This window comes from Leifsonia sp. ZF2019 (assembly GCF_019924635.1).
GTDB lineage: Bacteria > Actinomycetota > Actinomycetes > Actinomycetales > Microbacteriaceae > Leifsonia.
Genome location: NZ_CP065037.1, coordinates 2,003,397 through 2,021,602, shown reverse-complemented (window position 1 = coordinate 2,021,602; position 18,206 = coordinate 2,003,397). Strand labels below are relative to the sequence as shown.

15 protein-coding genes are annotated in these 18,206 nt (G+C 70.1%); 5 read left to right on the top strand and 10 right to left on the bottom strand.

What is annotated here, in order from left to right; all coding sequences use genetic code 11:
* Positions 1–8: 8 nt before the first annotated feature.
* The 4 genes from proB to rplU form a co-directional block, all read right to left on the bottom strand.
* Complete coding sequence (gene proB / locus IT072_RS10005) at positions 9–851, bottom strand: glutamate 5-kinase (RefSeq protein ID WP_223360800.1); 843 nt, start codon at positions 849–851, stop codon at positions 9–11.
* Entirely contained in the window at positions 848–2,398 is a 1,551-nt protein-coding gene (gene obgE, locus IT072_RS10000) for a GTPase ObgE (RefSeq protein ID WP_223360799.1), read from the bottom strand. The genes proB and obgE overlap by 4 nt, the downstream gene beginning before the upstream one ends.
* A gap of 82 nt (positions 2,399–2,480) precedes the next feature.
* Positions 2,481–2,738 (bottom strand): 50S ribosomal protein L27, encoded by a 258-nt coding sequence (gene rpmA / locus IT072_RS09995; RefSeq protein WP_223360798.1) that lies wholly within the window; start codon positions 2,736–2,738, stop codon positions 2,481–2,483.
* Between the two features lie 30 nt (positions 2,739–2,768).
* The gene (gene rplU, locus IT072_RS09990) at positions 2,769–3,077 is read right to left on the bottom strand and encodes a 50S ribosomal protein L21 (RefSeq protein WP_055916382.1); all 309 of its coding nucleotides are present in this window, start codon (positions 3,075–3,077) and stop codon (positions 2,769–2,771) included.
* 263 nt (positions 3,078–3,340) lie between these two features.
* Between rplU and IT072_RS09985 the strand changes: the two genes are divergently transcribed.
* Positions 3,341–3,616, top strand: coding sequence for a DUF4031 domain-containing protein (locus IT072_RS09985; RefSeq protein WP_223360797.1), 276 nt, complete (start codon positions 3,341–3,343; stop codon positions 3,614–3,616).
* 44 nt (positions 3,617–3,660) lie between these two features.
* On the opposite strand, the gene IT072_RS09980 is transcribed toward IT072_RS09985, so the two are convergent.
* Positions 3,661–6,255: an Rne/Rng family ribonuclease gene (locus IT072_RS09980; protein ID WP_223360796.1), complete on the bottom strand. Its 2,595-nt coding sequence runs from the start codon at positions 6,253–6,255 to the stop codon at positions 3,661–3,663.
* A 302-nt stretch (positions 6,256–6,557) separates the two neighbouring features.
* Here IT072_RS09980 and IT072_RS09975 point away from each other — a divergent pair, with 302 nt between their 5' ends.
* Positions 6,558–7,175, top strand: a complete 618-nt coding sequence (locus IT072_RS09975) for a vitamin K epoxide reductase family protein (protein WP_223360795.1) — start codon at positions 6,558–6,560, stop codon at positions 7,173–7,175.
* Between the two features lie 82 nt (positions 7,176–7,257).
* On the opposite strand, the gene ndk is transcribed toward IT072_RS09975, so the two are convergent.
* From ndk to IT072_RS09950, 5 genes are all read right to left on the bottom strand, one after another.
* Complete coding sequence (ndk, locus tag IT072_RS09970; protein WP_223360794.1) at positions 7,258–7,680, bottom strand: nucleoside-diphosphate kinase; 423 nt, start codon at positions 7,678–7,680, stop codon at positions 7,258–7,260.
* A complete protein-coding gene (locus tag IT072_RS09965) occupies positions 7,677–8,096 on the bottom strand; it encodes a DUF4233 domain-containing protein (RefSeq protein ID WP_223360793.1) in 420 nt (139 codons plus the stop codon). Before IT072_RS09965 ends, ndk begins: the two co-directional genes overlap by 4 nt.
* Positions 8,093–9,469 carry a bifunctional folylpolyglutamate synthase/dihydrofolate synthase gene (locus IT072_RS09960; protein WP_223360792.1) on the bottom strand — a complete coding sequence of 459 codons (1,377 nt, stop codon included), beginning with the start codon at positions 9,467–9,469 and terminating at the stop codon, positions 8,093–8,095. Before IT072_RS09960 ends, IT072_RS09965 begins: the two co-directional genes overlap by 4 nt.
* Positions 9,466–12,795, bottom strand: a complete 3,330-nt coding sequence (ileS, locus tag IT072_RS09955) for an isoleucine--tRNA ligase (RefSeq protein ID WP_223360791.1) — start codon at positions 12,793–12,795, stop codon at positions 9,466–9,468. Before ileS ends, IT072_RS09960 begins: the two co-directional genes overlap by 4 nt.
* 222 nt (positions 12,796–13,017) lie before the next feature.
* A complete protein-coding gene (locus IT072_RS09950) occupies positions 13,018–13,632 on the bottom strand; it encodes a TetR/AcrR family transcriptional regulator (protein ID WP_223360790.1) in 615 nt (204 codons plus the stop codon).
* 65 nt (positions 13,633–13,697) lie between these two features.
* Here IT072_RS09950 and IT072_RS09945 point away from each other — a divergent pair, with 65 nt between their 5' ends.
* The 3 genes from IT072_RS09945 to IT072_RS09935 all read left to right on the top strand — a co-directional run bounded on the left by IT072_RS09945 (position 13,698) and on the right by IT072_RS09935 (position 18,161).
* Positions 13,698–15,020 carry an MFS transporter gene (locus IT072_RS09945; protein ID WP_223360789.1) on the top strand — a complete coding sequence of 441 codons (1,323 nt, stop codon included), beginning with the start codon at positions 13,698–13,700 and terminating at the stop codon, positions 15,018–15,020.
* 88 nt (positions 15,021–15,108) lie between these two features.
* Positions 15,109–17,718 (top strand): valine--tRNA ligase, encoded by a 2,610-nt coding sequence (valS, locus tag IT072_RS09940; protein ID WP_223360788.1) that lies wholly within the window; start codon positions 15,109–15,111, stop codon positions 17,716–17,718.
* The gene (locus IT072_RS09935; protein ID WP_223360787.1) at positions 17,715–18,161 is read left to right on the top strand and encodes a GNAT family N-acetyltransferase; all 447 of its coding nucleotides are present in this window, start codon (positions 17,715–17,717) and stop codon (positions 18,159–18,161) included. The genes valS and IT072_RS09935 overlap by 4 nt, the downstream gene beginning before the upstream one ends.
* Positions 18,162–18,206: the final 45 nt, after the last annotated feature.

Genomic DNA, 18,206 nt, shown 5'->3' with positions numbered 1-18,206 from the left:
CTCTCAGTCTAGGACGCGACGGTCCCGGGAGTGACGGCCGAGAGGGCTCCCGTGACGCTCGGCACGCCGTCCGGCGCGGGGGCGAACCAGGTGCCGACGGGTTCGCCGCGCAGCGCCTCCGCCACGAGGGCCGTGGAGGTGAGCACGACGGCGGTTCCCCGTTCCGCGGCCTGACGCGCGGCGGACACCTTCGTGAGAGCTCCCCCGGTGCCGACACCGGACGTGCCCGTGGCGCCGATCTCGACACCGGCCAGCTCGTCGTCGTAGTCGACCCGGTCGATCCGCTCGGCGCCGGGCTCCTGCGGGGGCTTCGTGTAGAGCGCGTCGACATCGGACAGCAGGACGAGCACGTCCGCCTCTACCAGCAGCGCGACGAGCGCGGCGAGCCGGTCGTTGTCCCCGAAGCGGATCTCGTGGGTCGCGACGGTGTCGTTCTCGTTCACGATGGGCAGGATGCGGAGGTCGAGGAGCCGCTCCATCGCCCGCTTGGCGTTGGTGCGGTGGGTCGGGGTCTCCATGTCCCCCGCCGTCAGCAGCACCTGTCCCGCGACGATCCCGTAGCGGTCCAGGCTGTCCTGGTACCGGTAGATGAGGACGTTCTGCCCGACCGCCGCCGCCGCCTGCTGCGTGGCGAGATCGGTGGGGCGCTCGGCGAGCGACAGGTACGGGATGCCCGTCGCGATGGCGCCGGAGGAGACCAGGACGACCTGCGTGCCGCGCCCGTGCGCCTCGGCCAGGGCGTCGACGAGCGGCTGGATCTGCCCGGCGTTGTCGCCGCTGATCGAGGACGAACCGACCTTGACGACGATGCGTCTGGCCGTGCGGATCCGGCTGCGGTCGTCGATGATCATTCGCGGCCCGTCTCCTCGCTGCCGCCCTCCGCGGCGTCGTCGTAGTCGTCGTCCTGCCAGAGGCCCGCTTCGCGCTCGCGGATCAGCTCGGCGCGCGCCTCGGCCTTGGCGTCCATCCGGTCGAAATAGTCTTCGCGGCGCTGGTTGCGCGTGGGGCGCGCGTTCCCGTCGAGGCGGGCGTCCGTGCCGCGCGGGGATGTGATGAGTTCGGCCGTGGAGGTCAGCGTCGGTTCCCAGTCGAACACCACGCCGTTGTCGCGGCCGATGACGACGGTCGAGCCCGCCACCGCGCCCGCCTTGAACAGAGCCTCCTCGACGCCCACCTTCGCCAGCCGGTCGGCCAGGAAGCCGACCGCTTCGTCGTTGGCGAAGTCGGTCTGCTGCACCCAGCGCTCCGGCTTGCCGCCGAGCACGCGGAAGACGGGACCGTCGGACCCGCCCTCGACCTTGACGGTGAACGGCATCTCGTCGACGGCGCGCGGGCGGATGACGATGCGCGGGCGCTCGGCCTCGAGCTGCGCCTGCTCGCGTCGTGCGTGCTCGACGAGCTCGGCGAGGGCGAACGAGAGGGGGCGCAGGCCCTCGTGGCTGACGGAGGAGATCTCGAAGACCCGGTAGCCACGCGCTTCGAGCTCCGGCTTCACGAAGTCGGCCAGCTCGCGGCCGTCGGGGACGTCGATCTTGTTGAGGGCGACCAGCTGGGGGCGCTCGAGCAGCGGCAGCTGCCCGTCGCGCACCGGATACGCGGCGAGCTCGCCGAGGATGACGTCGAGATCGCTCAGCGGGTCCCGCCCGGGGTCGAGCGTGGCGCAGTCGAGCACGTGCAGCAGCGCCGAGCACCGCTCGACGTGGCGGAGGAACTCGAGCCCCAGGCCCTTGCCCTCGCTCGCGCCCTCGATGAGGCCGGGGACGTCGGCGATGGTGTAGCGCACGTCACCCGCCTGCACGACCCCGAGGTTCGGGTGCAGGGTGGTGAAGGGATAGTCGGCGATCTTCGGCTTGGCGGCCGACAGCGCCGCCACGAGGCTCGACTTGCCCGCCGAGGGGAACCCGACCAGCGCGACGTCGGCGACGGTCTTCAGCTCGAGGAGGATGTCGCCCTCCCACCCGGGCGTGCCGAGCAGGGCGAAGCCGGGCGCCTTGCGCTTCGGGTTCGCGAGGGCGGCGTTGCCCAGTCCGCCGATGCCGCCGGGCGCCACCACGTACCGGGTGCCCGGCTCGGTGAGGTCGATCAGCTCCTCGCCGTCGGCGCTCTTGACCACCGTGCCGACCGGCACGGCCAGCTCGAGGTCCTCGCCCTGGTGGCCGCTGCGATGGTCGCCCATCCCGAAGCCGCCGTTCTCGCTCGAGCGGTGCGGCGCGCGGTGGAACCCGAGCAGCGTGGTGACCTGCGGGTCGGCGACCAGCACGATGTCGCCGCCGTTGCCGCCGTTGCCGCCGTCCGGGCCGGCCAGCGGCTTGAACTTCTCCCGCCGGACCGAGACGCACCCGTTGCCGCCGTTGCCGGCGCGCAGATGCAACGTCACGCGATCAACGAACGTCGCCATGTGGTGCTCCCTTGTTCTGTCCTCAACGACGGATGGGCGGGCCGAAGCCCGCCCATCCGGAAAGTGGTGCTGGTGGTGGAGGCTACGCCTCGACCGCCACGATGTTGACGACCTTGCGGCCGCCCTTGCTGCCGAACTCGACCGAGCCTGCCGCCAGGGCGAACAGCGTGTCGTCGCCGCCACGGCCGACGTTCACGCCGGGGTGGAAGTGGGTGCCGCGCTGGCGGACCAGGATCTCACCCGCGCTGACGGTCTGGCCGCCGAAGCGCTTGACGCCGAGGCGCTGCGCGTTCGAGTCGCGGCCGTTGCGAGTGGAGCTCGCTCCCTTTTTGTGTGCCATGTCTTCTTCTCCTCGGGAGGTCCGGGTCGACTACTTGATGCCGGTGATCTTGACGCGCGTGAGCTCCTGGCGGTGGCCCTGGCGCTTCTTGTAGCCGGTCTTGTTCTTGAACTTCTGGATGACGATCTTCGGACCGCGCAGGTCGCCGAGGACCTCCGCCGTGACCTTCACCTTGGCGAGGGACTTGGCGTCCGAGGTGATCTTGTCACCGTCGACAAGCAGGACCGCAGCCAGCTCGACGTTGCCGTCCTTGTCGGCCTTGATGCGGTCCATCGTGACGATGGTGCCGACCTCGACCTTCTCCTGCCGGCCACCGGCGCGCACAACTGCGTAAACCACTTTCAGTACCTTTTCGTCGGGGAACAGCTCCCGGCGACCTGACGGCCCGGACCTGGTCCTACTCTTACTGTTCTCGGAAGTCACTGGCGAGTCCGGCGCCCCGTGGATCGGGGGCGGCTCTCAGAAAACCATGGTGTCGATCAGGGCGACGCCCAACACACACCAGCGGTCAACTTTACCCGAGGCCACTCTTCTCGTCAATTCAGCGAGGGGGCTCCGGGGCCGTGCAGCACCGTCGATGGCGCCGTTCCTACAATCATTCTATGACGGTCTTGATCGATCCCCCGGCATGGCCCGCCCACGGCATGTTGTGGTCGCATCTGGTCAGCGACGCGTCGCTCGAGGAACTCCACGCCTTCGCCGCCGCCAACGACATCCCCGCGCGCGCCTTCGACCGCGACCACTACGACGTCCCCGACCGCCGTCACGACGAGCTGGTGGCCGCCGGCGCCCTCGCCGTCCCCGGCAAAGAGCTCGTCACCCGGCTCATCGCGAGCGGACTGCGCGTCAAAGCACGCGACCGCGTCCGGAGGCACTGAGCCGGTCAGCGCCTCCGGACGCGGTCGCGTGTCTGCGTCGCGCGCTACTCGCCCGGGTGGGCGATCTCCCCGCCGGCGATGACCGCCGTGCTGGCGCGCCGGCTGCGGCTGCGGCCCTGGCCCGGCTCCTTCGGCGCCGGAAGAGCGTCGAGCACCGAGTCGAGCAGCAACGCGGCCTCCTGGGCGGAGGGGCGCTCGGCGGGCGCGGGCGCATCGTGCGGCTCGGGCAGGTCGATCAGCGGCACCAGCGTGCCGTCGTCCTCCGCGGCGGGAGCCGGCTCGAGGTCCGGGACGGCCGGTGCCTCTCCCGCGCGGACGTCGGCCGGAGCCTCGGCGTCCGGAGCCTCTGCAGCGGGAGCCTCTGCAGCGGAAGCCTCTGCAACAGGAGCCTGCTCGCCCGACGCGCCGCCCTTTCCCTTGCGGCGGCGCTTCTTCGGCGCCGGAGCGGCCTCCGCCGGAGCGGCCTCCGCCGGTGCCGCCTCCTCGTCGTGCGGGTGGGCGTGGATGGTGGAGGCGGCGATCTGCGCGAGCGCGTTCTTCGCGTCGTCCGTGATGGCGTGCGTGCCGCCGTTCCCGGTGCCGTTCTGGGTCACGCCGGACACCGTCTGCGATCCGGACCCGCCCCCGTTGCCGCGGCCTCGGCGGCGCTCGCCCTGGGGTGCCTGCTGCTGGGGCTGGCGGTGCTTCACGACCGGGTCGTGGTGCACGACGACGCCACGGCCCGCGCAGACCTCGCACGCCTCGCTGAACGTCTCCAGCAGACCGAGGCCGAGCTTCTTGCGGGTCATCTGGACCAGGCCGAGCGAGGTGACCTCGGCCACCTGGTGCTTGGTGCGGTCGCGGCTGAGGCACTCGATCAGGCGCCGCAGCACGAGATCGCGGTTCGACTCGAGCACCATGTCGATGAAGTCGACGACGATGATGCCGCCGATGTCGCGCAGCCGCAGCTGGCGCACGATCTCCTCCGCGGCCTCCAGGTTGTTCTTGGTGACCGTCTCCTCCAGGTTGCCGCCGGAGCCCACGAACTTGCCGGTGTTGACGTCCACCACCGTCATCGCCTCGGTGCGGTCGATGACGAGCGAGCCACCGGAGGGCAGCCACACCTTGCGCTCGAGCGCCTTCTCGATCTGCTCCGTGATGCGGAACTCGTCGAACGCGTCGCGCTCTCCCGTGTAGGCCTCGACCCGGTCGAGGAGGTCCGGGGCGACCTGGCGCAGGTAGTTCTCGATCGTCTGGCGCGCGTCGTCCCCCGCGATCACGAGCTTCTGGAAGTCCTCGTTGAAGACGTCACGGATGATCTTGATCAGCAGGTCGGGCTCACTGTGGAGCAGGGCGGGAGCCTGCTGCCTCTCGACCTGCGCACTGATGTCGGCCCACTGCGCGGTGAGGCGGTTGACGTCGAGCGTCAGCTGCTCCTCGGTGGCCCCCTCCGCGGCGGTGCGCACGATCACACCCGCGCTCTCGGGGAGCACCTCCTTGAGGATCTTCTTGAGGCGCGAGCGCTCGGTGTCCGGGAGCTTGCGGCTGATGCCGTTCATCGAGCCGTTGGGCACGTAGACGAGGTAGCGGCCGGGAAGCGAGATCTGGCTGGTCAGTCGAGCGCCCTTATGGCCGACCGGGTCCTTGGTCACCTGGACGAGAACGCGGTCGCCCGGCTTCAGCGCCAGCTCGATGCGGCGCGGCTGATTGCCGGTCTCCACGGCGTCCCAGTCGACCTCGCCCGAGTACAGCACCGCGTTGCGGCCGCGACCGATGTCGACGAACGCCGCCTCCATGCTGGGAAGGACGTTCTGCACACGACCCAGGTAGACATTGCCGATCAGCGACGCCTCCTGCGAGCGGGCGACGTAGTGCTCCACGAGCACCTTGTCCTCCAACACGCCGATCTGGATGCGGCCGCCCTTCGAGCGCACGATCATCTGGCGGTCGACGGACTCGCGGCGGGCGAGGAACTCGGCCTCGGTGATGACCGGGCGGCGGCGACCGGCGTCGCGACCGTCGCGGCGACGCTGCTTCTTGGCCTCGAGACGGGTCGATCCCTTGACTTTCTGCGGCTCGGTGATGAGCTCCGGCTCGCGCGGCGTGCGCACCTTGACGACGGTGTTCGCCGGGTCGTTCGCGCCCTCACGGCCCGACTCGCCGGCGCGTCGGCGCGACCGGCGGCGCACGGAGCCCGCCTGCTCCTCATCGTCGCCCGGGAGCGGCGGGAGGGGGACGATGTCCGGCGCCTGGAACAGCAGCGTCGTGGGCGGGAGGCCCGGGACGGCGGCGGCGACGGGCGCCTCCTCGTCGCCGTGCGGCGCCGGGAGCGCCGGCGGCTCGTGCGCACCGCGCTCGACCACCGCGTCGGTCTTCGCCCCCGTCGAAGTCTGAGCCTGCGTCGGCGTCGCCGCCTCCGCGATGGTCTCCGGCTGCGTCACCGTCGTCGCTGAGGCGGTCACCACGTCGTCCTGCACCGTCGCGGAGGTCGGCCGCGCTGCGCGGGCTTCCGCCACGGTGTCCTGCTGTACCGAGGCCTGCTGCACGGGGGAATCGGTGGTGCGCTTCACCGCGCGCCGCGCTCCGAAGAGCCCCTTGCGCTTGCGCCCTCCCGTCTCCGTGTCGTTGCCATTGCTGTCGATATTCTCGTTTTCCACCATCGCTGGTGCACTCCTCGACCGGTGCGGTTCCCCGCTCACCGGGTACTCTCCGTCGGAACTGACACTCGGCCTGCCCCGTAATCCTTGCTCGGACACCGCCGGCTCGTGGCGCGGCGCGCATCCGGCTCTGTCTCCGCCGACCTCTTCGGCCGACCCTCACCGGGCGCCGGGGGCGCCCTCAAGCCTTCTTCGCACGTCTCCGGCCGGGCCGGTTCGACGTCCACAGACGATTATCGCATGACGCGCGCGCCGATGACCGTAGCTCCCAGGACGACGCGCGTGGCGCATGCCATAATCCGAGGGTGTCTGAACCTGTCGTCGCGGCCCCCTACCGGCGCCCCACCGTTCTTGCGGTCTTCCTGATCGCCGCCGGAGTCATCGGCCTGTGGGCCGCTTTCATGCTGACCGTGGACAAGTTCCACCTCCTCGAGAACCCGGACGCCCAGTTGTCCTGCAACTTCAGCGTGCTGGTGGGCTGCTCGAAAAACCTCAACTCCTGGCAGGGTTCGCTCCTCGGCTTCCCGAACCCGGTGCTCGGACTCGGCGGCTGGACGGCCACGATCGCTGTCGGCGTCGGATTGTTCGCGGTCCGCGGTCGGTTCGCGCGCTGGTACTGGATCGCCTTCAACGTGGGCGTCGTGCTCGCGCTGGCGCTGGTCGTCTTCCTGATCACCCAGTCGCTCACCGTGTTGAACGTGCTGTGCCCGTGGTGCATGGTCACCTGGGCGGTCACCATCCCGACCTTCTGGGCGGTGACCCTCTACAACCTCAAAGAGGGGAACATCCCCGTCCCGGAGCGCGCCCGGCGCTTCTTCACGGCCGCCTACTCCTGGGTGCCGCTCATCACGATCGTCTGCTATGCGACCGTCGCCATCCTGGCGCAGATCCAGCTCGATTGGATCCACCGCGCGTTCGTCTGAGCACCCGCTTGTCGCACGGCGAAGGGCCGCGGCATGCCGCGGCCCTTCGTTCGTCGTCGGCCCGTGCAGCCGACCCGCCGGCTCAGCCGAACCAGAGCGCGAGCTCGCGCTGCGCGGACTCGGGCGAGTCAGAGCCGTGCACGAGGTTCTGCTGCACCGCGAGGCCCCAGTCGCGAGCGAGGTCGCCGCGGATGGTACCGGGAGCCGCGGTGGTCGGGTCGGTGGTGCCGGCGAGCGAGCGGAAGCCCTCGATCACGCGGTTGCCCGCGACGCGGAGGGCCACGATCGGGCCGGACTCCATGAACTCGACGAGCGGCTCGTAGAACGGCTTGCCCTCGTGCTCGGCGTAGTGCTTCGCCAGCAGCTCGCGGTCGGCCTGCAGCATCCGGAGGTCGACGAGCGAGTATCCCTTCGCCTCGATGCGTCGCAGGATCTCACCCGTCAGGCTGCGGGCGACCCCGTCGGGCTTCACGAGGACGAGGGTCTCTTCGACGGCGGTGGTCATGTGTTCTCCGTTCCGTTGTGGGCCGAGGCGGCCCGTTGGTTGCGGTCGATGCGGGCGGCCGCGATCATGCAGTAGGTCCACATGGCGGTGAAGATCGCCCCGACGATGAAGAAGGCGGGCACCAGGAATCCGGCGGCGACGACGGTGAGCTGCACGATCCAGCCGAGCACGACGCCCACCGGCCAGCGGAGGGTGCCGACCGCGAGGATCATGAGCACGATCACCGCCGCTCCCCCGCCCAGGGCGACCGCGGGCGGCAGGGCGCCCAGCCCGAACAGCACGAGGGCGCCGAGGAACACGATCACGAGCTCGAAGGCGAGCACGATCGAGCCGAGGCTCTCGCGGAGGCTGCGCGTGCGGCGGGCGCGGGGCGGCGGCCCGCCGGCCGCGGTGGACTCCGGAGGGGCGTCGCTCACGCGCCGTTCCCCTTCCACTCCTGGTCGCCCGCGTAGGCGATGGCGGCGCCCACCAGGACGATCGACCCGGTGACGACCACGGCGCGCCGGCCCGACTCGCCGGCCCAGTCGCGGGCGGACTCGAGCGCGTCGATCGCATCGCTGTAGACGATCGTCGCCTCGTCACCGACCTCGTCCCGCACGATGTCGCCGAGGTCCTCCGCGTCGAGCGCGCGCTCGCTGGCGGGCGCGGTGACGAAGAACTGGGTGGCGACGGGCGCCAGAGCGCGCACCACCCCACGGGCGTCCTTGTCGGCGAGGCTGCCGATCACGAACGTCAGCTCGTCGAAGTCGAAGTACCGGCGCAGGGCCTCGGCGAGGGTGGAGGCGCCCGCCGGGTTGTGCGCGGCGTCGACCAGGATGGTCGGCTCGATGCCGATGAGCTGCAGGCGGCCGGGCGACGTCGCCGTCGCGAAGCCCTCCTCGACCAGGTCGGCCTTCAACGGCTGCGAACCGCGGCCGAGGAAGGTCTCGACGGCGGCCACCGCCACGGCGGCGTTCTGCGCCTGGTGATCGCCGTAGAGCGGCAAGAAGACGTCCTCGTAGGTCGCCGCGCGGCCGCGCACGGTCACGAGCTGGCCGCCGACCGCGACCTTGGTCGACGCGACGTCGAAGTCGCGCGGCTGCACGGCGAGGCTCGACTCGGTGAGAGCCGCGGCCTCCCGCAGTACGTCGAGCGCCTCGGGCACCTGTGCCGAGCTGACCACGTCGGCCGATGGCTTGATGATGCCGGACTTCGTGCGCGCAATCTCCTCGACCGTGTCGCCGAGCGCCTTGGTGTGGTCGAGGGAGATCGGCGTGAAGACGGCCACCTGGCCGTCCCCGACGTTGGTCGAGTCCCACTCGCCGCCCATGCCGACCTCGATCACTGCGACGTCGACCGGTGAGTCGGCGAAGATCGCGTAGGCGAGCGCCGTGAGCGCCTCGAAGAACGTGAGCGGCGCCTTGCCCTGCTCCTCCAGCTCAGCGTCGACGATCTCGAGGTAGGGCCGGATGTCCTCCCAGTTGCGCACCAGCTCCTCATCGGAGACCGGCTGCCCGTCGATGACGATGCGTTCGGTGAACGACACCAGGTGCGGACTGGTCAGCAGCCCGGTACGCAGCCCGTAGGCGCGCAGGAGGCTCTCGATGATGCGGCTCGTCGAGGTCTTGCCGTTGGTGCCGGTGATGTGCACGATCGGGTAGGCGCGCTGCGGGTCGCCCAGCAGTTCGACCGCCCGGCGGGTCGCGTCGAGCCGGCGCTCCGGGGCGCCCTCACCGACCCGCGCCAGCAGCGCCTGGTAGACGGCCTCCGCCTGCTCGTGCCAGTCCTCGGCCGAGATCTCGTCGCTCACGATTCCTCCATCTTCGTCACGCCGACGGTGAACGCGCCGGCGTTCGCGAACTGCCCGGCGGTGAAGCCCTTCTCGAACGCGGACGACGCGGAGCCCACCACGAGCTCGAGCGCCAGCGTCTCGGTCGCGATGTCCACATCGGCGGCGAGGTCGAGCGCGCGGACGTCGCCCTCGTGATCGAAGGTGAGCACCAGCCGGATGCGGTCGCTCACATCGAGACCGGCCGCTTTGCGGGTGTCCTGCACGGCGCGGATGACATCGCGCGCGAGCCCTTCGGCCTCCAGCTCCGGGGTGGTGCGCGTGTCGAGCAGCACGAAGCCGCCGCCGGGCAGGAGGGCGAGGGCGCTCGTAGCGTCGCCGTCGGTCTGGGCCGTCTCGAGCACCAGTTCGTACTCCCCCTCGACCAGCAGGATGCCACCGACCGTGACTACGCCGTCCTGCTCGCTCCAGTCGCCGGCTCGAGCGGCGCCGATCACCTGCTGCACCTGCTTGCCGAGACGGGGCCCGGCCGCGCGTGCGTTGACCGTCAGCCTGCGGGTGATGCCGTATGCGGTCGCGCTGTCGTCGTGCAGCTCGACCAGCTCCACCGCCTTCACATTGAGCTCGTCGCGCAGGATCGCCTCGAACGGCTGCAGGGCCGCGGAGTTCTCGACGACCACGGTGAGCGACGCGAGCGGGAGGCGGACGCGGAGTCCGGCCTGCTTGCGCAGCGACAGCGTGGTCGAGCTGATCGCGCGGATTCGGTCCATCGCATCGACCAGCGCGTCGTCCGCCGGGAACTCGGCGGCCTCCGGCCAGTCGGTGAGGTGCACGCTGCGGCCTCCGGTGAGGCCCTTCCAGATCCGTTCGGTGACGAGCGGCAGGAGGGGCGCCGCGACGCGCGTCAGCGTCTCGAGCACGGTGTAGAGGGTGTCGAACGCCTCGGCGCCGGAGCCGTCCTCTCCGACGCCCGTCCAGAACCGATCGCGGGATCGTCGGACGTACCAGTTGGTGAGCACGTCGGCGAAGTCGCGCAGCTTCGCCGCCGCGAGCGTCGAGTCGAGCCCCTCCAGGTCATCGGTCACGGCCTCCACGAGGTCGCGCGTCTTCGCCAGCAGGTAGCGGTCGAGCACGTCGGTCGACTGCACCGAGCGCTTCGCCTCGTAGCCCGTCGCGTTCGCGTACAGGGAGAAGAAGTACCAGGTGCTCCACAGCGGCAGCAGCACCTGGCGGACGCCCTCGCGGATGCCTTCCTCGGTCACGACGAGGTTGCCGCCGCGCAGGACCGGGCTCGACATCAGGAACCAGCGCATCGCGTCCGAGCCGTCGCGGTCGAAGACCTCGTTGACGTCGGGGTAGTTGCGCAGCGACTTCGACATCTTCTGCCCGTCGCTGCCCAGCACGATGCCGTGGCTGATGACGTTCGAGAACGCCTGCCGGTCGAAGAGCGCCGTCGAGAGGGTGTGCAGCAGGTAGAACCAGCCACGTGTCTGGCCGATGTACTCGACGATGAAGTCGGCCGGGTGGTGCGAGTCGAACCACTCCCGGTTCTCGAACGGGTAGTGCACCTGGGCGAACGGCATCGAGCCGGAGTCGAACCACACGTCGAGCACGTCGGAGATGCGGCGCATCGTCGAGCGGCCGGTCGGGTCGTCCGGGTTCGGGCGGGTGAGGTCGTCGATGAACGGGCGGTGCAGGTCGGGCTCGCCCGCCGCGTTGAGCGGCAGCCGGCCGAAGTCGCGCTCGAGCTCCTCCAGCGACCCGTACACATCGGTGCGCGGGTAGGCGGGGTCGTCGCTCTTCCACACCGGGATCGGCGAGCCGAAGTAGCGGTTGCGGGAGATCGACCAGTCGCGCGCCCCCGCGACCCACTTGCCGAACTGGCCGTCCTTCACGTTCTCCGGCACCCAGTTGATCTCCTGGTTGAGCTCGCTCATCCGGTCGCGGAACTCCGTGACGCGCACGAACCAGCTCGAGACGGCCTTGTAGATCAGCGGGTTCCGGCACCGCCAGCAGTGCGGGTACGAGTGCTCGTAGCTCGCCTGGCGCAGCAGTCGGCCCTGCTGCTTCAGGAGGGCCGTGAGCGGCTTGTTCGCGTCGAAAACCTGCAGACCCGCGACGTCGGAGACCGCAGGCAGGAAGCGGGCGCCGTCGTCGACGGAGATGATCATGGGAATTCCGGCAGCCTCGGTCACCCGCTGGTCGTCCTCGCCGTAGGCAGGGGCCTGGTGGACGATGCCGGTGCCGTCCTCGGTGGTGACGTAGTCGTCGACCAGGATGCGCCAGGCGTCCTGCGTGCCATACGTCTCCGCGTCGGCGTAGTAGTCCCAGAGGCGGTCGTAGTGCACATCCTCCAGCTCGGCGCCGAGCAGGGTGCGCGAGACCGCGGCCTGGGCGTCGGCCGCGGATTCGTAGCCGAGGTCCTTCGCATAGTTGCCGAGCAGGTCGATCGCGATCAGGTACTCGCCGCTCAGCACCTCGTCGTCTGTCGCGCCGTGCGTGTCGGCGGCGCCGTGGGGGCCGGCGGGCACCACCGCATAGGTGATCGCGGGGCCGACGGCGAGCGCCAGGTTCGTGGGAAGCGTCCACGGCGTCGTCGTCCACGCCAGCGCCCGCACACCCGTGAGGCCGAGCGCCTCGGCCTTCGCGCCGACCAGCGGGAAGGTGACCGTGACCGTCTGGTCCTGTCGCATCTTGTAGACGTCGTCGTCCATCCGCAGCTCATGGTTGGAGAGCGGCGTCTGGTCGCGCCAGCAGTACGGGAGGACGCGGTATCCCTCGTAGGCGAGGCCCTTCTCGTGCAGCTGCTTGAACGCCCAGATCACGGACTCCATGTACGTGACGTCGAGCGTCTTGTAGTCGTTGTCGAAGTCGACCCAGCGCGCCTGGCGGGTGACGTACTCCTGCCACTCCTTCGTGTAGCGGAGGACGGAGTCCTTCGCCGCCTGGTTGAAGGCGGCGATGCCCATCTCCTCGATCTGGCTCTTGTCGGTCAGCCCGAGCTGGCGCTCCGCCTCCAGCTCCGCCGGCAGGCCGTGCGTGTCCCAGCCGAAGCGGCGGTGCACCTGCTTGCCGCGCATGGTCTGGAAGCGAGGGAAGACGTCCTTGGCGTAGCCGGTCAGCAGGTGGCCGTAGTGCGGGAGGCCGTTGGCGAAGGGCGGTCCGTCGTAGAACACCCACTCCGGCGCGCCCTCGCGGTTGGCGACGGAGGCGCGGAAGGTGTCGTCCTTCTTCCAGAAGGCGAGGATGCCGGTCTCGATCTCGGGCAGGACCGGGCTGGCGGGCACGTCCGAGCGCTGAGCGGCGTCGGCCGAGGCTCCGTCCGATGAGGGCTTGGGGTACGGCATCTCTCTCCTGGCAGGTTCACTGGTCTGCACGAGGACGCCGGCCGCTCGCGCGCCCGTCGCGGTACCACCCCGCTTGCCCCACCCGCCGGCTGCGCCGGGTACGGCCTCTCATTCTGCGGCTGTGACGGGCCGACCCCGTTCGGTTCTACTGCGCACGGACGGGCCGCACGGTTCTTCCGAAGACTCGCCGGTGATGGCCGGGTCGTAGTCGATGCGTCGATTCTACCCGTTCACGAACGCGGCCGCGTAGCCCCGGCAGACGGGCTCGACCGCTGCCCGCACGAGCGGGGAGAGCGGCCCGCGCGCGACTCCCGCACGCGCCCACACCGTCGCGGCCGAGACCATGGCGCCGACGACGGCGGTCGCCGCACTGCGTGGCAGCAGGTCGTCGGGGTCGAGACCGGTGCGCGCGGCGACGGCGCCGGCGACCGCGCGCACCAGGGCCAGGAAGCGCGGGAGGCCGGACGCCTGCAGCTCGGCGTCGGTGCCCATCAGCTCCACCTGCGTGACCGCGAGAGGCAGGCGCGACGGACCGAACCCGTCGGCGAGCGCGACCACGGCGGCGAGGACCGCATCCATCGGTGCGACGCCGTCGTCGACGGCGGCGAGCGCGTCCGCGAATCCGGCGAGCGACTGATCGACCTCCAGCCACAGCAGGTCGCTCTTGGATCCGAAGTAGTTGAAGAACGTGCCGCGGCTCACACCGGCGCGGCGCGCGATGTCGTCGATCGTCGTGCCCGCGTAGGTCTGCTCCAGGAACAGTTCGCCCGCCGCCTCGGCGATCATCTGCCGGGAGGACGCGCGGGGCCTGCCCGATGCGGAATGCGCTCTGGCCATCTCGTGTTCTCCCTGACGCCTATTATTGGACCCGGTCCACTTATCAACGATTGCGAAGGACGCCCGTGACAACCACCCCCACCGCCGTGCGCAGCGAGACGGATCGGCCCGGCATCACGCCCGGCACGGCACGCCGCGTCACGATCGCCTCGTTCGTCGGGACCGCCCTCGAATCGTACGACTTCTACCTCTTCGCGTACTTCAGCGCGTTCTTCGTCGGACCGCTGTTCTTCCAGCCGCTCGGCGCGTTCGGGGGTGTCCTCGCCGGCTTCCTGACCATCGCGGCCGGATTCGTCATCCGCCCGATCGGCGCGATCGTCTTCGGCCATCTGGGCGACCGCATCGGCCGGCGCCCGACCCTCCTGATCACCATCGCGATGATGGGGATCGGGACGGGCCTGGTCGGCGTCCTGCCCACCTACGCGCAGGCCGGCTGGTTCGGCGCCGTCGCGCTCGTGATCCTGCGTCTGGTGCAGGGGCTGTCGCTCGGCGGCGAATGGGGAGGCTCGATCCTTCTCGCGACGGAGTACGCGAACCCGAAGCGCCGCGGCTTCTACGCCGCGCTCCCCCAGCTCGGCTCCCCGGTCGGCTCCATCCTGAGCGCCGTGGTGTTCATCGCGACGACCGCGCTGATACCGACCGACCAGATCGCGGCGTGGGGCTGGCGCCTGCCCTTCCTGACCGCCATCCCGCTCCTGCTGGTCTCCCTGTACCTCCGCTGGTCGATCGACGAGACCCCTGTCTTCCGACAGCTGCTCGAGACGGGGACGCGGGACCGCTTCCCCGTGCTCGACGTCTTCCGCAAGGCGCCCTCCGGGTTCGTCATCGCGATCGGCGCGGCCGTGCTGGGCATCGGCTCGTACTCGCTGATGAACACTTACATGGTCGACTACGGCACCACGACGCTCGGCTTCAGCTTCCAGGACCTGCTGATCGCGACTACCGTCGGCGGCCTCCTCCAGCTCGTCACCATCCCCTTGTTCGGAGTCTGGGCGACACGGATCGGGTCGGCCAGGGTCGTCATGATCGGTGCGATCGGGACGCTGATCATCGCCTTCCCGATGTACTTCCTCCTGCAGTATGCGACGTTCCCGATCCTCGTCGGCAGCATGATCGTCGGCGGCATCCTCCCGACGCTCGCCTGGGCGGGTCTCGGCAGCCTGATGTCCGACCTGTTCCCGAGCGAGGTGCGCTACAGCGGGCTCTCGGTCGCGTACAGCCTCGCGGCGCTCCTGACCGCGTTCGTCCCGGCGCTCACACTGCTCCTCGGCGGCGCGACGGGCAACGCCTGGTGGCACCCCGGCATCGTCCTCGGCCTGATGAGCGTCATCACCCTGGTCGCCGCGCTGATCGCCTCCCGACGGACCCCGATCGTCGACGAGGTCTGAACGGCGGTGCGGTCCTCCGGTACGCTTGTACGGTCGCACACTCAGGCACCCCGATGACACGGTGCCGCACATATCGAACCGGAGGACCATGAGCGCCGCGAACCCCGTGCCCGAGAAGCCCGCACTGGAGGGCCTGGAAGCCAAATGGGGCGACCGCTGGCAGCAGCAGGGCACCTTCCGCTTCGATCGCGACTCCGCCCTCGCCGCCGGCCGCGACGGCGTGTACTCGATCGACACCCCGCCGCCGACCGCGTCCGGCTCCCTGCACATCGGCCACGTCTTCAGCTACACCCACACGGATGTCGTCGCGCGCTACCAGCGCATGCGCGGCAAGCACGTCTTCTACCCGATGGGCTGGGACGACAACGGCCTGCCCACCGAGCGCCGCGTGCAGAACTACTACGGCGTGCGCTGCGACCCCACCCTCCCCTACGAGGCGGACTTCGTGCCGCCGTTCGAGGGCGGGGACAACAAGAGCACCAAGGCGGCCGACCAGAAGCCGATCTCGCGCCGCAACTTCATCGAACTGTGCGAGCGCCTCACCGTCGAGGACGAGAAGCAGTTCGAGGCGCTCTGGCGCTCGCTCGGTCTCTCGGTCGACTGGTCGCAGACCTACCGCACGATCGGCCACGAGTCGCTCAAGACCTCCCAGCTCGCGTTCCTCCGCAACATCCACCGCGGTGAGGCGTACCAGGCCCTCGCGCCGACGCTGTGGGACATCACGTTCCGCACCGCGGTCGCCCAGGCCGAGCTCGAGGACCGCGAGCAGCCGAGCGCGTACCATCGCGTCGCGTTCCACGGCGCCGACGGACCCGTGTACATCGAGACCACTCGCCCGGAGCTCCTGCCGGCCTGTGTCGCCCTGGTCGCCCACCCGGACGACGAGCGCTATCAGCCTCTGTTCGGCACCACCGTCCGCACCCCGGTCTTCGGCGTGGAGGTCCCCGTCGTCGCCCACCACCTCGCCCAGCCCGACAAGGGCAGCGGTATCGCGATGATCTGCACGTTCGGCGACATCACCGACGTGGTCTGGTGGCGCGAGCTCGACCTGCCGAACCGCGCCATCATCGGCTTCGACGGCCGCATCGTCAGCGAGCCGCCCGCGGCGATCGAGAGCGCCGAGGGTCGGGCGGCGTACGCCGAGCTCGCCGGCAAGACCACCTTCTCGGCCAAGCAGGCGGTGGTGGAGCTGCTGCGCGCCTCGGGCGACCTGATCGGCGATCCGAAGCCCATCCAGCACCCGGTGAAGTTCTTCGAGAAGGGCGACAAGCCGCTCGAGATCGTGTCCACCCGGCAGTGGTACGTGAAGAACGGAGCGCGCGACGAGCAGCTGCGGCAGCGACTCATCGAGCTCGGGCGCCAGATCGACTGGCACCCCGAGTTCATGCGGGTGCGCTACGAGAACTGGGTGAACGGCCTCACCGGCGACTGGCTGATCTCACGCCAGCGCTTCTTCGGCGTTCCCATCCCCGTCTGGTACCCGCTCGACGCGGAGGGCAACCCGGTGTTCGACCAGCCGATCCTGCCGACCGAGGAGCAGCTCCCCGTCGACCCGTCGTCCGATCCGGCCCCCGGTCACGATGAGTCGCAGCGCGGCCAGGCGGGCGGTTTCATCGGCGAGCTCGACGTCATGGACACCTGGATGACCTCCTCCCTCACCCCGCAGCTCGCGGGCGGCTGGGAGCGCGACGGCGCCCTGTTCGACGCCGTCTACCCGTTCGACCTGCGTCCGCAGGGACAGGACATCATCCGCACCTGGCTGTTCTCGACCCTCCTGCGCTCGCAGCTCGAGAGCGACGTCGTTCCCTGGCGCAACGCTGCGATCTCCGGCTTCATCGTCGACCCCGACCGCAAGAAGATGTCGAAGTCGAAGGGCAACGTCGTCACGCCCGCCGACATCCTGGAGCGGCACGGCTCGGATGCCGTTCGCTACTGGGCCGCCTCATCGCGCCTCGGCACGGATGCCGCCTTCGACCCGCAGAACCCGACGCAGATCAAGATCGGCCGCCGCCTGGCCATCAAGCTGCTCAACGCGGCGAAGTTCATCCTGGGCTTCGAGGCGCCCGCCTCCCTCGACCTCGCCCAGGTCACCAGCCCGCTCGACATCGGGATGCTGCAGAACCTCGCCGAGGTGATCGCCGACGCGACCGCCGAGCTCGACGGCTACGATCACGCGCGGGCGCTCGAGATCGTCGAGACGTTCTTCTGGACCTTCTGCGACGACTATCTCGAGCTCGTCAAGGAGCGCGCCTACGGCGAGGCGAACGCCGAGCAGGTCTCGGCCGTCGTCGCCCTCCGTGTCGCCCTCTCGGCGTTCCTGCGACTGCTCGCGCCTGTGCTGCCGTTCGCGGCGGAGGAGGCCTGGAGCTGGTCCGCGGAGGACTCCGTGCACGTCGCGCCCTGGCCGACGGCCTCCGATGTCGCCCCCGAGGGCGCCGACCAGCGTCCTGTCTTGGCCGTCGTCGGCCGCGCTCTCACGGGCATCCGCGGAGCGAAGACGGCGGCGAAGGTCTCGCAGCGCACACCTGTCGACTCCGCCGTGATCTCGGGCCCCGCGGACGAGATCGCCGCGATCGAGTCGGCGGCCGCCGATCTGCGCTCGGTGGGCAGAATCGCCGAACTGCGTTTCGCAGCCGCGGAGGAGCTGGCCGTCACCGATATTCTGCTTGCTCAGGCACCGACCGAGGAGGAACGATGACGGCGACCGTCCGGAAGGTGGAGGACAACGAGTTCTTCACCTGGCTCGACCTCTATGTCGGCTACGGGGAGTTCTACGAGAGCCCCGTCACGGACGAGAAGGCCCTTCTCGTCTGGAGTTGGATCACTGACCCCGAGAACGAGCTCGAGGCCTACTTCGCCATCGACGACGAGGGGGCGCCCATCGGCGTCGCCCACGTGCGCGAGTTCGTGCGCCCGCTCGACGGCAGCAAGGGCCTCTACCTCGATGACCTGTTCGTGTCTCCGGACGCGCGCGGCGCGGGAGCGGGCACGCAGCTGCTCGAGTTCCTGCGCGACGCCGCCCGCGAGCGCGGTCTCTCCGTGGTGCGCTGGATCACGGCGAAGGACAACGACACGGCGCGGCGGCTCTACGACGCCGTCGCACAGAAGACGAAGTGGGTGACCTACGATCTCGTCCCCTGAACCGGATCGGGATATGGTCAGAACACGCACGCGGCCCGCACGGCC

Bases quoted from the DNA above. Each gene is read 5' to 3' on its own strand.
- proB (WP_223360800.1), bottom strand. From the start codon at position 851: ATGATCATCGACGACCGCAGCCGGATCCGCACGGCCAGACGCATCGTC.
- obgE (WP_223360799.1), bottom strand. From the start codon at position 2,398: ATGGCGACGTTCGTTGATCGCGTGACGTTGCATCTGCGCGCCGGCAAC.
- rpmA (WP_223360798.1), bottom strand. From the start codon at position 2,738: ATGGCACACAAAAAGGGAGCGAGCTCCACTCGCAACGGCCGCGACTCG.
- IT072_RS09985 (WP_223360797.1), top strand. From the start codon at position 3,341: ATGACGGTCTTGATCGATCCCCCGGCATGGCCCGCCCACGGCATGTTG.
- IT072_RS09980 (WP_223360796.1), bottom strand. From the start codon at position 6,255: ATGGTGGAAAACGAGAATATCGACAGCAATGGCAACGACACGGAGACG.
- ndk (WP_223360794.1), bottom strand. From the start codon at position 7,680: ATGACCACCGCCGTCGAAGAGACCCTCGTCCTCGTGAAGCCCGACGGG.
- ileS (WP_223360791.1), bottom strand. From the start codon at position 12,795: ATGCCGTACCCCAAGCCCTCATCGGACGGAGCCTCGGCCGACGCCGCT.
- IT072_RS09950 (WP_223360790.1), bottom strand. From the start codon at position 13,632: ATGGCCAGAGCGCATTCCGCATCGGGCAGGCCCCGCGCGTCCTCCCGG.
- valS (WP_223360788.1), top strand. From the start codon at position 15,109: ATGAGCGCCGCGAACCCCGTGCCCGAGAAGCCCGCACTGGAGGGCCTG.
- IT072_RS09935 (WP_223360787.1), top strand. From the start codon at position 17,715: ATGACGGCGACCGTCCGGAAGGTGGAGGACAACGAGTTCTTCACCTGG.